Consider the following 13,477-nt stretch of genomic DNA (forward strand, 5'->3'; position numbering starts at 1 on the left):
AACGCGGCGCTGGTGGAAGAAGCGGCGGCGGCGGCGGAGTCGCTGGAAGAGCAGGCGCAGCAGTTGTCGGCCGCGGTCAGCCGCTTCCGGCTGGAAGCGGGAGCGGCGCGCGTACCGCTCAAGAGGCCGTCGGCAGCCGCAGCCAAGCCCCTTGCGCCGGTGGCCGCCGTGCCGCCCAAGGCCAGGGTCGTTGCGAAGGGACAGGGTAAATCGTCGGTGGAAAGCGAATGGGAAGAGTTCTGAGTCCGGAGCGCGATCTTAGATTCGACGGCGAGGATTTTCGCCGGATACAGGCGCTGGTCTACCGCCATGCCGGTATCGCGCTGAACGACTCCAAGGCGAATATGGTGTATGCCCGGCTCGCGCGCCGGGTGCGCGCCCACAGCCTGGAAGACTTCGGCAGCTATCTCTCGCGCCTGGAGGGCAATAGCAGCGATCCGGAATGGGAGTATTTCATCAACGCGCTGACGACCAATCTGACAGCGTTCTTTCGCGAAGCCCATCATTTCGATGCGCTGGCCGAGCATATCGGCCAGCATGGCGACGCACAGCCGTATCGCGTCTGGTGTGCGGCGGCATCGACCGGCGAAGAACCGTATTCGATCGCCATGACGCTGCTCGAGTCGCGTGCCGCCGGCTCTTTCGAAGTGCTGGCATCCGATATCGATACCCATGTGCTGGATACGGCCGCTCTGGGCGTGTATCCGCTGGAGCGGGTGAGTGCCTTGCCCGAAGCGAAGCTGAAACGCTATTTTCAGCGCGGGACCGGCGACAAATCCGGCCTGGTCCGTATCAAGTCCGAGCTGCGCGAGGCGATCCGGTTTTGCCAGATCAATCTGATCGCCAGCAACTGGCCGCAGATTGGTCTTTTTCATGCCATTTTTTGTCGAAATGTCATGATCTACTTCGATAAGCCGACACAGAACCGGATACTGACCAGTCTGGGGCGCCACCTTGAACCCGATGGCCGCCTGTTTCTCGGGCATTCCGAAAATATTCAATTGCAAACCGATGCGTTTATACCCTGCGGTCGAACGATCTATCGCATGGCAGGGCGATGAGGCTGCCAATGCTTATGCCGTTATCAGACAAAAAAATAAGCGTAGTCGTGGTCGACGATTCGGCCATGATCCGCGAATTATTGAGCCATATTATCAATACCGCACCGGACATGGAGGTGGTGGCGACGGCGTCGGATCCCTTGCTCGCCCGCGAACGCATACGCGAAACCAATCCGGATGTGGTGACGCTGGATGTCGAAATGCCGCGCATGGACGGCATCGAGTTTTTGCGCCGCTTGATGCGTCTGCGTCCGACGCCGGTGCTGATGATTTCGTCGCTGACGCGGCAGGGGTCGGATACGACGCTGACGGCGCTTGAGCTCGGCGCTGTCGATGTGGTCGCCAAGCCGACGCTGGATGTCAGTAACAGCATGCAAGCTTATGCGGACGAGATCCGCGAGAAAATCCGCATCGCGGCGCGAGCCCGTGTGCGGCGCTTGCCGGCGGTGCCCGTTCGTGCGGCGCCGTCCGTAGGCGTCATGCGCGGCAACCGCCTGGTTTTCATTGGGGCCTCGACCGGAGGCACCGAGGCGATCCACGCCGTGCTCGCCGGCTTGCCGGCCGATTGCGCGCCGGTGCTGATCGTGCAGCACATGCCGGAGAATTTTACCCAGTCCTTCGCGCGGCGGCTTGACGGTTTGTGCGCGATGACGGTCAAGGAGGCTGAACAGGGCGAGGCGGTGCAGCGCGGCACCGCCTATATCGCGCCAGGTCATTCGCATATGTTTCTGGTGCGGGCTGCCGGAGGAGGCTGGCGCATCGGTTTGTCGCAAGAGGAGAAGGTCAACCGGCACCGCCCTTCTGTCGATGTCCTGTTCGACTCGGCCGCGGCGCTGGCCGGGCGCTCGGCAGTGGGGGTGATCTTGACCGGCATGGGGCGCGATGGCGCGGACGGCCTCAAACGCATGCACGATGCGGGTGCGTTTACCGTGGCTCAGGACGAGAACTCCTGTGTCGTTTATGGCATGCCCAAGGCCGCGGTGGCGGCAGGGGGCGTCGACGTCAGCGAATCGCTGGACCGGATCGCGGGACGGATCGTCGACTGTTTATGCCGCACCGGCTGACAGCCGGGACGAGGGTCGCACCGGTTCCGGCATACGGAATTTTCTGGCAGGCTAGGATTGCGAGGCGCCGTGAACTATTACGACAAGCATTTTCAGTTGCCGGCGGTCAAATTGTTGCCCGGTGACTATGTCGCAATCGCGAATCCGTTGCTGATGGTGACGGTGTTGGGGTCCTGCGTGGCCGCCTGCCTGCGCGACCCGGTCAGTGGCGTCTGCGGCATGAATCATTTCATGCTCCCCGGCCTGAATGCCGATGCAGACGGGCATCGTGCCGAGCGTTTCGGCATCTTTGCCATGGAGCATCTGATTACCAGGATGCAGAAACTCGGCGCGCTGCGCGAGCGGATGCAGGCCAAGGTGTTTGGCGGTGCGAGCGTTCTGGATGGAATCCAGCTCGCGCAGGTGGGGGATAGCAACTGCCGTTTTGTCCGTTCTTTCCTGGATACCGAGGGCATTCCCATCGTGGCAGAGGATCTGTATGGCGAAGTGCCGCGCAAGGTTTATTTCTTTACCGATACCGGCAAGGTGATGATACGGCGCCTGAGAAGCGACCGCCTGCGCAAGCTGGAAGAAACCGAACGCGAATACCGCGAGCGGATGGCGAAGGATGCGGCGGAAGCGGGCGGCACGATAGAACTGTTCCGTTGAACCCGTGCTGCCGCCGCCCTTATTTTTCCAGAAAGCGAAGCTTGTCTCCGACGTCGGCCCAGTCGGCGTGATCCGGCAACGGTGCCTTGCTGGCCGTGATGACCGGCCACAGGGCCGATAGTTGGGCATTGAGTGCGATGTAGACCTGCTGTTCGGCGGGGACATCCTCTTCCGCGTAAATGGCATTGACCGGGCATTCGGCCACGCACAGCGTGCAGTCGATGCACTCGTCGGGGTTGATCGCCAGGAAGTTCGGGCCTTCGCGAAAGCAGTCGACCGGACACACGTCGACGCAGTCGGTGTATTTGCATTTGATACAGGCTTCGGTTACAACGTAGGCCATGGTGACTCCCGGTTTATGGTTGACTGTTTTGCTCGGTTATTTCCCCTATTCTAGCCATGCCATGCCCGGCCTGTCAGGCTTTCCCCCAATCTTGCCATGACCACGACCGCTACCCCCCCCTATTGCGGGCGTTTTGCGCCCAGCCCCAGCGGCCTGCTGCATGCCGGCTCCCTGACCACCGCCGTCGGCAGCTATCTTGAAGCGCGCTGCCGCAATGGAATATGGCGGGTCCGGATCGAGGATCTCGATCCGCCGCGCGAAATTCCCGGCGCCAGCCGCGCCATTCTTGCCACGCTCGAGGCCTGCGGCTTGTACTGGGATGGCGAAGTGGTTTACCAGAGCCGGCGCCATGGCTTGTATCGCGAGGCGCTGGAACGCTTGATCGCGGAAGGTCATGCCTACGCCTGCAACTGCAGCCGGCGCGAGATTGCGCTTGCGGCGCGGGCGGGAGTGGATGGCATGGTCTACCCGGGGTTCTGCCGCTCGGGCATGCGCGCGGGACGCGAGGCGCATGCATGGCGCTTGCGGGTGCCGGAGCAGGAAATCGCATGCGTCGACCGGCTGCAAGGCGATTGCCGCCAGCAACTTGCGCGCGATGTCGGCGACTTTGTGTTGCTGCGCGCCGACGGCTGCTGGGCCTATCAACTGGCCGTCGTGGTCGACGATGCCGAACAGGGCATCAACGATATCGTGCGCGGCAGCGATCTGCTGGTTTCCACCCCGCGCCAGCTCTGGCTGCAACACTGCCTCGCTTATGCCCGGCCCGGTTATTGCCACTTGCCGCTGATGGTCAACGCCGCAGGAGAGAAGCTGTCCAAGCAGACGCTGGCACCGGCGATTTCGCGCGACGCGGCGCGCGATGAGCTGTGGCGTGCGCTAAGCCGCCTCGGGCATGAGCCGGCGGCCGATGTCGGCGGGCTGGACGAACTGTGGGCGTGGGCTTTCGCCAACTGGAGGCTCGCGCAGGTGCCGGCGGGGCCGGTCGTCATCGGCGGCGCCTGAGCCGCCGGCTGCCAGCCGGATATCTTCAGATCGACCTATTCTTGTCTTGCCAAGCCAGGCGGCTGTCGTGATAATCAAGCGATCATGCAGGAGAGAGCGGCGCGCCAGCGCCGCCGCCGAAGGCGCAAGTGCACCCGCAATCGCTCAGGCAAAAGGACTGCATCATCGGGCCGTGAACGGCTCGTCAATTCTGGAGAGCGGCGCCACGTGCGCCCACCGAAGGGGCTAACGGCCAAGGCCGGAAAATCTCAGGTGTCAGGACAGAGGGGTGTGAGGAACGTAACGTACCCACCCTTTTGAAGGACGCACATGACGGCCCCGCAACATACCCCGTTCTACGATTCCCATCTTGCCGCCGGCGCGCGCATGGTCGATTTTGCGGGTTGGGAAATGCCTATAAACTACGGCTCCCAAATTAAAGAACACGATCAGGTACGGCAGGATGCCGGAATGTTCGACGTGTCGCATATGACCATCGTCGACATCACCGGCGCGGACGCCCGCGTCTGGCTGCAGCGCCTGATCGCCAACGATGTCGCCCGGCTGCGCGAAACCGGCAAGGCCCTGTATTCCGCCATGCTAGACGATCAGGGCGGCGTCATCGACGATCTGATCGTCTATCTCGTCGCCGACGGTTATCGCATGGTGATCAATGCCGGCACGACCGCCAAGGATCTGGCCTGGATGGAAAAACAGGCATCCGGCTTCGCGGTGGCGCTCGACGTGCGCCGCGACCTGGCGATGCTGGCCGTGCAGGGGCCACAGGCCATCGCCAAGGTCTGTCAGGCCAGGCCCGACTGGGCGGATGCCATCCGCGCGCTCAAGGTGTTTCAGGGCGTGCCTTGCGGCGAAAGCTTCCTGGCCCGCACCGGCTACACCGGCGAAGACGGTCTCGAACTCATGATCCCGGCCGCCGAGGCGGCGCCTCTTTTTGCCCGCTTGCTGGAAGTCGGCGTCGCACCCTGCGGTCTCGGCGCACGCGACACGCTGCGTCTGGAAGCCGGTATGAATCTGTACGGGCATGAGATGGACGAGACCGTGTCGCCTTTGCAGGCTGGCATGGACTGGACCATTGCCTGGGAGCCGGCCAGCCGCGATTTCATCGGTCGCGCGGCGCTCGAGGCGCAGCGCGCGGGCGGTGTGCCGTTCAAGCAGGTCGGTCTGGTGCTGGAGGGGCGCGGCGTACTGCGCGCCGGCCAAGCCGTGCGCGTCGAAGGCGTGGGCGAAGGCGTGATCACCAGCGGCAGCTTCTCTCCCACCCTGAAATATTCCGTGGCCATCGCCCGCGTTCCGTTTGCGACCGGCGAGCATGCCCTAGTCGATCTGCGCGGCGTGGAGACCGGCGTTCGCGTTGTCAAACTGCCCTTTGTGCGCCACGGCAAACAAGTCTATTGCTAAGCCCACCGTTCAATCCCTGCTGGAGAAATTGCATGAATACGATCCCCGCCGACCTGAAATATGCGGAAAGCCACGAATGGCTGCGCCTGGAAGCCGACGGCAGCGTTACCGTCGGGATTTCCCACCATGCCCAGGAACTGCTGGGCGACCTGGTCTTCGTCGAACTGCCGAAAGCCGGCCAGGCACTGGCTGCCGGCGAGCAAGCCGGCGTCGTCGAGTCGGTCAAGGCGGCCTCCGATGTGTATTCCCCGATCGCGGGCGAAGTGATCGCCGTCAATGCGGCGCTGGAGTCTGCACCGGAACTGGCCAATAGCGATTCTTACGGCGAAGGCTGGTTTTTCCGGTTGAAGCCGTCGAATCCCGCCGAGATCGGCGGTCTGCTCGACGCCAGCCAGTACGCCGCCGAAATCGGCGCCTGAACGACCGCTCCCGTCGCGATGGTCGGCTCCGACCGGTGCCCGACGGGAGCGGTATCGATTGTTTGTGACCGGGAACACCGATAATGCCGCTTTCCGAGTTGTTTGATGCGGGCGAGTTCATCGCCCGCCATATCGGCCCCTCAGCCGACGAGCAGGCCCGCATGCTGGCCACCCTCGGCGTGGCGAGCCGCGACGATCTGGTCGCCCAGACCGTACCTGAATCCATCCGCCTGGGCGCGGCCTTGCCGCTGCCCGGCCCTTTGTCCGAAGTCGATGCCCTGAGCCGGCTACGCGAGATCGCGGGCCGTAACCAGCTGCAGCGCAGTTTCATCGGGCTTGGTTACCACCCGACCGAGTTGCCCAAGGTCATCTTGCGCAATGTTCTGGAAAATCCGGGCTGGTATACCGCCTACACCCCTTATCAGGCCGAGGTGGCGCAAGGCCGGCTCGAAGCATTGCTCAATTACCAGCAGATGATCATCGATCTGACCGGGCTGGAAATGGCCAATGCGTCGCTGCTGGACGAGGCGACCGCCGCCGCCGAAGCGATGGCGATGGCACGCCGCGTATCGCGCAACGCGACGATGCGTTTCTTCGTCGACGAACAAGTGCTGCCGCAGACGCTGGATGTACTGCGCACGCGTGCCGAACATTTCGGTTTCGAACTGGTCTGTGCCCCCGCGGCGACGGCTGGCGAGGTCGATTGCTTCGGCGCGCTGTTCCAGTATCCGGGTGTGGACGGCGAACTCGCCGATCCGGGCGCCGCAATCGCGGCGTGCAAGGCGCGCGGCGCCGTTGCCGTGGTGGCGGCCGATCTGATGGCCTTGCTGCTGGTCAAGTCTCCGGCCGAGCTGGGCGCCGACATTGCCATCGGTTCCACCCAGCGCTTCGGCGTGCCCATGGGCTTCGGCGGGCCGCACGCGGCTTATTTTGCCTTCCGCGACGAGATGAAGCGTTCTGCGCCGGGCCGCATCATCGGCGTTTCGCAAGATGCGCTGGGCAAGCCCGCGCTTCGGATGGCGCTGCAGACGCGCGAGCAGCACATCCGCCGCGAGAAGGCCAATTCCAATATCTGCACCTCGCAAGTCCTGCTGGCGAATATTGCCGGCCTGTACGCGGTTTACCACGGTCCGCACGGGCTCAAGCGCATCGCCGCGCGCATTCATCGCCTGGCGGCGCTGTTTGCCGGCGCGCTCGAGCGCGCGGGGCTCGCCGTTCGGCACCGTCATTTTTTCGATACGGTGACCGTCGATCTGGGTGAAAAAGCGGAGACCGTCTACCAGGCCGCGCTCGCGGCCGGGTACAACCTGCGGCGCGTGGCTGACGGCGTTCTCGGCGTGTCCTTCCACGAGGCGGCCGGGCTGGAGGATCTGGCGCGCTTGTGCGCGTTGTTTACCGGACACGCGCCCGTCATCGCAAATCTGGACGCGGAAACGGCGACGGCCATTCCGGCTGCGCTGGTGCGCACGAGCGCGGTGCTCACCCATCCGGTGTTCAACCGCCATCACACAGAGCATGCGATGCTGCGTTATCTCAAGCGCCTGGAGAATCGAGACCTGGCCTTGAATCATTCGATGATCGCACTGGGTTCCTGCACCATGAAACTCAATGCGACCAGCGAGATGATCCCTATCACCTGGCCCGAGTTTGCCGATATGCATCCGTTTGCACCGGCCGGGCAGGCGCTCGGGTATCGGCAACTGATAGACGAGCTGGCGCAGCAACTGGCAGCCATCACCGGCTTCGATTCGGTCTCGATGCAGCCTAATTCGGGAGCGCAGGGCGAGTACGCCGGTCTGCTGGCCATTCGCCGCTATCATGATGCACGCGGCGACAGCGCGCGCACGGTATGCCTGATTCCTCGTTCGGCGCACGGCACCAATCCGGCCAGCGCGCAGATGATGAACATGCAGGTGGTCGTCGTCGATTGCGACGAGGGCGGCAACGTCGACGTCGCCGATCTGGAGGCCAAGGCCGTGTTGCATGCCGATCGCCTGGCCGCGCTGATGATCACCTATCCGTCCACGCACGGCGTATTCGAGCCGGCCATCCGCGAGATCTGCGAGATCGTGCACCGCCATGGCGGGCAGGTGTACATGGACGGCGCCAACCTCAATGCCCAGGTCGGCTTGTCGCGCCCGGCCGATATCGGCGCCGACGTCAGCCACATGAATCTGCACAAGACCTTCTGCATTCCGCATGGCGGCGGCGGCCCCGGCATGGGGCCCATCGGGCTGAAATCGCATCTGGCCCCGTTTGCGCCAGGGCATGTGTTCACGAACTCCGGCCTGGGGGCGGTTGCCGCCGCACCTTTCGGTTCTGCCTCGATTCTGCCCATCTCATGGATGTATATCAGCATGATGGGAGCCGCCGGACTCAAGACGGCGACCGAAGTGGCGCTGCTTAACGCCAACTATGTCGCGACCCGGCTGGCGCCGTACTATCCGGTGCTGTACACCGGCACCGGCGGCCGGGTTGCGCACGAGTGCATCATCGATCTGCGGCCGATCAAGGCGGCGAGCGGCGTGACCGAGGTCGATATCGCCAAGCGTCTGATGGACTACGGTTTTCATGCTCCGACCATGAGCTTCCCGGTGGCGGGGACGCTGATGATAGAGCCGACCGAATCCGAGTCACAGGAAGAGCTCGACCGCTTCATCGACGCGATGATCTCGATTCGCGGCGAGGTCGAGCGCGTGGAAGCGGGCGAGTGGCCGGCCGACGACAATCCGCTCTGCCGCGCCCCGCATGGCCGTGCCGATATCGCCGGCGTCTGGGACAGACCTTACGACCGTGCCCTGGCGTTTTTCCCCTTGCCCTATGTCTACGACAACAAGTTCTGGCCTAGCGTAAACCGGATCGACGACGTCTACGGAGATCGTCATCTGGTGTGTTCCTGCCCGCCGCCAGAGTCTTACGATTGAGTCGAGCAGGCCGGCGACCGGGCCGCATTCGCGCCCGGTCGCCGGCGTCGGGCCGTTTATCGGCCTCCGGCCATGGACGGTCGGGCCCGCATCGGCTCCGTCGCGAGCGGGCTCGCCTCTTCCGGCTGCCGCCGCGGTGGAAGCTCGGCCAGCCGGTAGCCTATGCCGTTCTCCGTAAACAGGTACTCGGGCCGCGCGGGATTCGCCTCCAGCTTGCGGCGCAGCTGGGCGATATAGATGCGCAGGTAGTGGCGGTAGTCTTCAGCGTACGGTCCCCATATTTCACGTAGCAACTGCCCTTGCAATACCACCCGTCCGAGCCGTCCCGCGAGTTTGGCCAGTAACTTGAACTCGAGCGGCGTCAGGTGCACGGTCTCGCCGCGGCGGCTGACGCGGTAGGCGGCCAAGTCGATTTCAAGCTCGCCGGTTGAGATGCGCGGCAGGCCGAATGACTCTTCTTGTGCCATCCTCCGGAGCGCCGCGCGCAAGCGGGCCGACATCTCTTCCAGACTGAACGGCAGAGCGAGAAAGTCGTCGGCGCCGGCCTCGAATGCGTCGAGCATGCGGGCTTCGCCCGGGCTGTGCGCGAGGCCGATGACGACGCCGCGATACCAGTCGCGCAAGCCGCGGATGGCGTCGATGGCGCCGAACATGCCCAGTTGCAGCATGATGGCATCGGGCATCTGCCTCTGGGCGTTGTTTCGGCCATCTTCGATCGCGTCGGCTTCGAGTACGGCAAAACCTTCGGCACCGAGCCTGCGCCCCAGCGCGGAGCGCAGGAGCGCGTCGTTTTCGATAATCAGGATCTGTCTCATGGTTCGCCCCGACCTGCTTGATGGGCAGGCAGCTGGGACAGTGTGGCATGGCGTCGCCGGGGCAGGCACCCGGCCGAAAGCGCAGGTGCTTATATCATTCGGTTATTTGCTTGCGAAGATTATGATATTTATTATTATTTTGAAATCGGGTATGGTTAGCGACTGAAGCCGGGGATCTGAGCGTCAGAAACTCCCGCGACAACCTCTGGAGGAGAGACGGATGAAGTTGGAAACCCTGGCCGTGCATGCCGGTTATGCGCCCGATCCCACCACGCGCGCGGTGGCGGTCCCCTTGTATCAGACGACGTCGTATGCTTTCGACAATACGCAGCATGGGGCCGATCTGTTCGATCTCAAAGTGCAAGGCAATATCTACACCCGCATCATGAATCCGACCACGGACGTGCTGGAAAAGCGCGTTGCCGCGCTGGAGGGGGGGATCGCGGCCCTGGCGGTGGCCTCGGGGATGTCCGCCATCACCTATGCGATCCAGACCATCGCCGAGGCCGGCGACAATATCATCGCGACCAGCACGTTGTACGGCGGGACTTACAATTTGTTCGCGCATACCTTCGGCCAGTTCGGCATCGACGTCCGCTTTGTCGATTACCGTGATCCAGCCTCGCTCGCCGCCCTGGTCGATGAGCGCACCAAGGCCGTATTCGTCGAGTCGATAGGCAACCCGCTGGGTAATGTCGTCGATTTCGCGGCTTTCGCCGATGTCGCTCACGCCAACGGCATCCCCTTGATCGTCGACAATACGGTGCCCAGCCCGTATCTGTGCCGCCCCTTCGAGCATGGGGCCGACATTGTCGTCCATTCCCTGACCAAGTACATCGGTGGTCATGGCAATAGCATCGGCGGTATCATCGTCGATTCCGGGCGTTTTCCCTGGCGCGAACACGCAGCCCGCTTCCGCCGCCTCAACGAGCCGGATCCTTCCTACCATGGCGTCTGCTATACCGAGGCGCTGGGCGATGCCGCCTTCATCGGTCGTGCGCGGGTGGTTCCCCTGCGCAATACCGGTGCGGCGATCTCGCCGTTCAATTCTTTCCTCATCCTGCAGGGGCTGGAGACGCTGCCCTTGCGCATGGACCGTATCTGCGAGAATGCCTTGCGCGTGGCAGAGTATCTGTCCGCGCATCCGCAGGTCGAGTGGGTCGAGTACGCGGGCCTGGAAGGGCACCCTTCGCGCGCGCTGGTCGATCTTTATATGGGCGGCAAGGCTTCCGGCATTCTGTCGTTCGGCATCAAGGGCGGCGAAGAAGCCGGCGGGCGTTTCATCGATGCGCTTGCCCTGGTCACGCGGCTGGTGAATATCGGCGATGCCAAGTCGCTGGCTTGCCATCCGGCGTCGACCACGCACCGGCAGTTGTCGGCACAAGAGCAGGCCCGAGCCGGCGTGAGGCCGGAGCTGATCCGCTTGTCGATCGGCATCGAGCATGTCGATGACATCCTTGCCGATGTCGAGCAGGCGCTGAACGCCGCCCGCTGAACACCGGCGCGGTGCAACAGCGAGAGCCGCCCCTCGGGCGGCATCAGCGGCGGTGCACCACCAGGGGATTGTCGCCCATGGTGCCGTGGTGGTGCCATTTGCCGGCGACGAACTCTTCTATCAACCGCAATGCCCGCACCGAGCCGGGGTCGGCCGGAGAGCCTGGCGACGGCAGCAGATCGTTGACCGTTTGCGGCGAGCTTGGTATCACGCCCAGGCTCCATTCGTTGAACAGGTGGCGGGCGATGGCTTCACGTGCCAGCAGCGTGACCTGATAGTTGGCGGGATGGCTCAGCATGTGGCAGTAATGGGTATCGACGACATCGTCGGGGCCTTCCAGCACCTGCAGAAAATCCTGGCCCATCAGAATCAGTACGCCGGTACAGCCGTTGGCGAGTGCGTGCTCACGAAAGGCGGCGAGACGCGGGCCGATGTCTTCGCCCCGCGAGGAGGTGATGGCGCTGCCACTGTAGACCAAGCGTATCATTTGTCCCCCCGAAGCGCATTGTGCTTTACGGCTGGCCGGTCACCGGTGCACGACTTGCGGCAAGAGTCCCGACGGCAGGTGGTGATGCCACTTGCCGTCGATGAATTCGCGTACCAGGCGCAAGGTGCGCTGCGTTTCGCGGTCGCGTGAAAGATTTTGCAGTGCCACCGGCATGAGTCCGACATTATCGAGCAGCACGCGAGCATCGATGAAAGCCATGCTCCAGTTTGCGAAAGCGGGATGGGTGATGGCTTCGCGCGACAGCAGGGTCTGCATGCTGTGGCGCGTGTCGGCCAGGATGCGCGCGTAGAGCGCGTCGACCGCCGCGTCTTCCCCCTCCAGGACTTGCATGAAATCGTCGTTCATCACCACGAGCAGGCCTTTGATGCCGGCAGCCTGATTGCGCCGCCTGCTGTCGCTCAGCAGCGCCGCCACCTTGGCTGCCGTCAGGGGTTCCACCGATGCGCTGCTGTAGATCAACCGAATCATGATCGTCATCCTGATCGATAATCACTCTCTTTCACTCAGTATATAGTATCCACCGCGTCGCCGCGCCCGACGTGTTCGAGCCGCGGCGACGGTTCAAGAACCGGATCCGGCACCTTCGCGAAATGCGTCCCGTGCAGCAGGGAAGCAGGCGAGGGTACGCTCCAGCACGCCCTGTACCAGGGAGATGGCCATGCCATAGTTGGTCATGGGGATGCCCTGGTGCTCGGCCAGATATTGGCGATGCAGCACTTGCTTGCGGGTGACCATGCAGCCGCCGCACTGAACGACCAGCGAGTAGGGCGACAGATCGTCGGGGAAATCCTTGCCGGCCACGACTTCGGTCTGCAGATCGCCTCCGGCGAACTGGCGCAGCCAGCGCGGGATCTTGACGCGGCCGATATCGTCAGCCAGCGAGTGGTGCGAGCAGGTCTCCGAGATCAGGACCTTGTCGCCAGGCTGCAGGGCGTTGATCGCACCGGCCCCGCGCGCGAGCTTCACCATATCGCCCTTGAAGCGCGACATCAGGATGGAGAAGGTGGTCAAGGCGATGTCGGGCGGGGTGTCGGCCGCCGCCTTGAGAACGACTTGCGAGTCGCAGACGACCATGCGCGGCGGGCTGTCGAGTTTGGCCAGCGAATCGGCCAGCTCGCGTTCTTTCACCACCATGCAGCTGGCGTCGCTGTCGAGGATGTCGCGTATGGTCTGCACTTGCGGCAGGATCAGACGTCCTTTGGGCGCGCCCAGATCGATGGGCACCACCAGCACCACCAGATCGCCCGGAGACAACAGATCCCCTATCAGGCGCGGCTCGTCTATCGGATTCTCCGGCGCCAGGTGAAACAGGGCTTCCTTGACGGCGGCGATGCCGCTGCCGTGGGTCGCCGAGACCGTCGCCAGGCGTATCTTGGCTTTCTGCAAGGCCTGCAGCGCGTCTTCATCCGGCGCTGCGAGGTCGCATTTATTGAACGCGACCAGGAAAGGCGTCTTGCGCTCCTGCATCAATGCGATCAGCTCATGTTCGAACGGGCCGATGCCCTGCGCCGTCGCGACGATGATGGCGACGTCGGTGCGTTCCAGCGCCTGCAGGGTTTTCTGCTTGCGCAGCTCGCCGAGCTCGCCCACATCGTCGAGGCCGGCGGTGTCGATGAAGACGATGGGACCCAGCGGTGCCAGTTCGAAGGTCTTCTCCACCGGGTCGGTCGTGGTGCCCGGGGTGTCGGAAACGATGGATACCGCTTGCCCGACCAGGGCATTCATCAGCGACGACTTGCCGACGTTGCGCCGTCCGAAAAGTCCGATATGGAGTCTGAGTCCCTTGGGAGTATCTAGCAT

14 protein-coding genes, 1 pseudogene and 2 riboswitches are annotated in these 13,477 nt (G+C 63.5%); of the genes and pseudogenes, 10 read left to right on the forward strand and 5 right to left on the reverse strand.

From position 1 onward, the window contains the following. The 4 genes and pseudogenes from G520_RS25435 to cheD all read left to right on the forward strand — a co-directional run. Nucleotides 1-243 (forward strand): annotated as a pseudogene (locus G520_RS25435) (methyl-accepting chemotaxis protein); the annotation flags it as partial. Continuing rightward, nucleotides 228-1,061 carry a CheR family methyltransferase gene (locus G520_RS0100010; RefSeq protein WP_028533884.1) on the forward strand — a complete coding sequence of 278 codons (834 nt, stop codon included), beginning with the start codon at nucleotides 228-230 and terminating at the stop codon, nucleotides 1,059-1,061. The pseudogene G520_RS25435 and the gene G520_RS0100010, both read left to right, overlap by 16 nt. An 8-nt stretch (nucleotides 1,062-1,069) precedes the next feature. After that, nucleotides 1,070-2,125 carry a protein-glutamate methylesterase/protein-glutamine glutaminase gene (locus tag G520_RS0100015; RefSeq protein ID WP_246542736.1) on the forward strand — a complete coding sequence of 352 codons (1,056 nt, stop codon included), beginning with the start codon at nucleotides 1,070-1,072 and terminating at the stop codon, nucleotides 2,123-2,125. A 69-nt stretch (nucleotides 2,126-2,194) separates the two neighbouring features. Next, nucleotides 2,195-2,773, forward strand: a complete 579-nt coding sequence (gene cheD, locus G520_RS0100020) for a chemoreceptor glutamine deamidase CheD (RefSeq protein ID WP_246542737.1) — start codon at nucleotides 2,195-2,197, stop codon at nucleotides 2,771-2,773. Nucleotides 2,774-2,792: 19 nt separating this feature from the next. On the opposite strand, the gene fdxA is transcribed toward cheD, so the two are convergent. After that, nucleotides 2,793-3,116, reverse strand: coding sequence for a ferredoxin FdxA (gene fdxA, locus G520_RS0100025; RefSeq protein ID WP_028533887.1), 324 nt, complete (start codon nucleotides 3,114-3,116; stop codon nucleotides 2,793-2,795). 96 nt (nucleotides 3,117-3,212) lie between these two features. Here fdxA and gluQRS point away from each other — a divergent pair, with 96 nt between their 5' ends. The 4 genes from gluQRS (at nucleotide 3,213) to gcvP (ending at nucleotide 8,859) form a co-directional block, all read left to right on the forward strand. After that, nucleotides 3,213-4,118: a tRNA glutamyl-Q(34) synthetase GluQRS gene (gluQRS, locus tag G520_RS0100030; RefSeq protein ID WP_028533888.1), complete on the forward strand. Its 906-nt coding sequence runs from the start codon at nucleotides 3,213-3,215 to the stop codon at nucleotides 4,116-4,118. A gap of 77 nt (nucleotides 4,119-4,195) precedes the next feature. Beyond that, nucleotides 4,196-4,288: riboswitch (glycine riboswitch) on the forward strand. A gap of 10 nt (nucleotides 4,289-4,298) precedes the next feature. Further along, nucleotides 4,299-4,392, forward strand: a riboswitch (glycine riboswitch). A gap of 35 nt (nucleotides 4,393-4,427) precedes the next feature. Beyond that, complete coding sequence (gene gcvT / locus G520_RS0100035; protein ID WP_028533889.1) at nucleotides 4,428-5,516, forward strand: glycine cleavage system aminomethyltransferase GcvT; 1,089 nt, start codon at nucleotides 4,428-4,430, stop codon at nucleotides 5,514-5,516. Nucleotides 5,517-5,548: 32 nt separating this feature from the next. Next, nucleotides 5,549-5,935, forward strand: a complete 387-nt coding sequence (gcvH, locus tag G520_RS0100040; protein ID WP_028533890.1) for a glycine cleavage system protein GcvH — start codon at nucleotides 5,549-5,551, stop codon at nucleotides 5,933-5,935. An 83-nt stretch (nucleotides 5,936-6,018) separates the two neighbouring features. Then, a complete protein-coding gene (gene gcvP / locus G520_RS0100045; RefSeq protein WP_028533891.1) occupies nucleotides 6,019-8,859 on the forward strand; it encodes an aminomethyl-transferring glycine dehydrogenase in 2,841 nt (946 codons plus the stop codon). 56 nt (nucleotides 8,860-8,915) lie between these two features. Here the strand turns inward: gcvP and G520_RS20850 are convergent, their stop codons facing one another. Continuing rightward, complete coding sequence (locus tag G520_RS20850; protein ID WP_051228735.1) at nucleotides 8,916-9,674, reverse strand: winged helix-turn-helix domain-containing protein; 759 nt, start codon at nucleotides 9,672-9,674, stop codon at nucleotides 8,916-8,918. On the opposite strand from G520_RS20850, the gene G520_RS24685 reads away from it, so the two are divergent. Both G520_RS24685 and G520_RS0100060 read left to right on the forward strand, forming a co-directional pair. Beyond that, nucleotides 9,673-9,840: a hypothetical protein gene (locus G520_RS24685; protein ID WP_156876816.1), complete on the forward strand. Its 168-nt coding sequence runs from the start codon at nucleotides 9,673-9,675 to the stop codon at nucleotides 9,838-9,840. The genes G520_RS20850 and G520_RS24685 overlap by 2 nt on opposite strands. Before the next feature lie 54 nt (nucleotides 9,841-9,894). Beyond that, nucleotides 9,895-11,169 carry an O-acetylhomoserine aminocarboxypropyltransferase/cysteine synthase family protein gene (locus tag G520_RS0100060; RefSeq protein ID WP_028533892.1) on the forward strand — a complete coding sequence of 425 codons (1,275 nt, stop codon included), beginning with the start codon at nucleotides 9,895-9,897 and terminating at the stop codon, nucleotides 11,167-11,169. A 43-nt stretch (nucleotides 11,170-11,212) separates the two neighbouring features. Here G520_RS0100060 and G520_RS20855 read toward each other — a convergent pair whose 3' ends face one another. The 3 genes from G520_RS20855 to hydF form a co-directional block, all read right to left on the reverse strand. Continuing rightward, a complete protein-coding gene (locus G520_RS20855; RefSeq protein ID WP_036664900.1) occupies nucleotides 11,213-11,656 on the reverse strand; it encodes a BLUF domain-containing protein in 444 nt (147 codons plus the stop codon). Nucleotides 11,657-11,695: 39 nt separating this feature from the next. Then, entirely contained in the window at nucleotides 11,696-12,145 is a 450-nt protein-coding gene (locus tag G520_RS23745) for a BLUF domain-containing protein (protein WP_051228738.1), read from the reverse strand. A gap of 93 nt (nucleotides 12,146-12,238) precedes the next feature. Continuing rightward, entirely contained in the window at nucleotides 12,239-13,477 is a 1,239-nt protein-coding gene (gene hydF, locus G520_RS0100075) for a [FeFe] hydrogenase H-cluster maturation GTPase HydF (protein WP_028533893.1), read from the reverse strand.

The sequence above is a fragment of the Paludibacterium yongneupense DSM 18731 genome (assembly GCF_000422925.1).
Lineage (GTDB): Bacteria > Pseudomonadota > Gammaproteobacteria > Burkholderiales > Chromobacteriaceae > Paludibacterium > Paludibacterium yongneupense.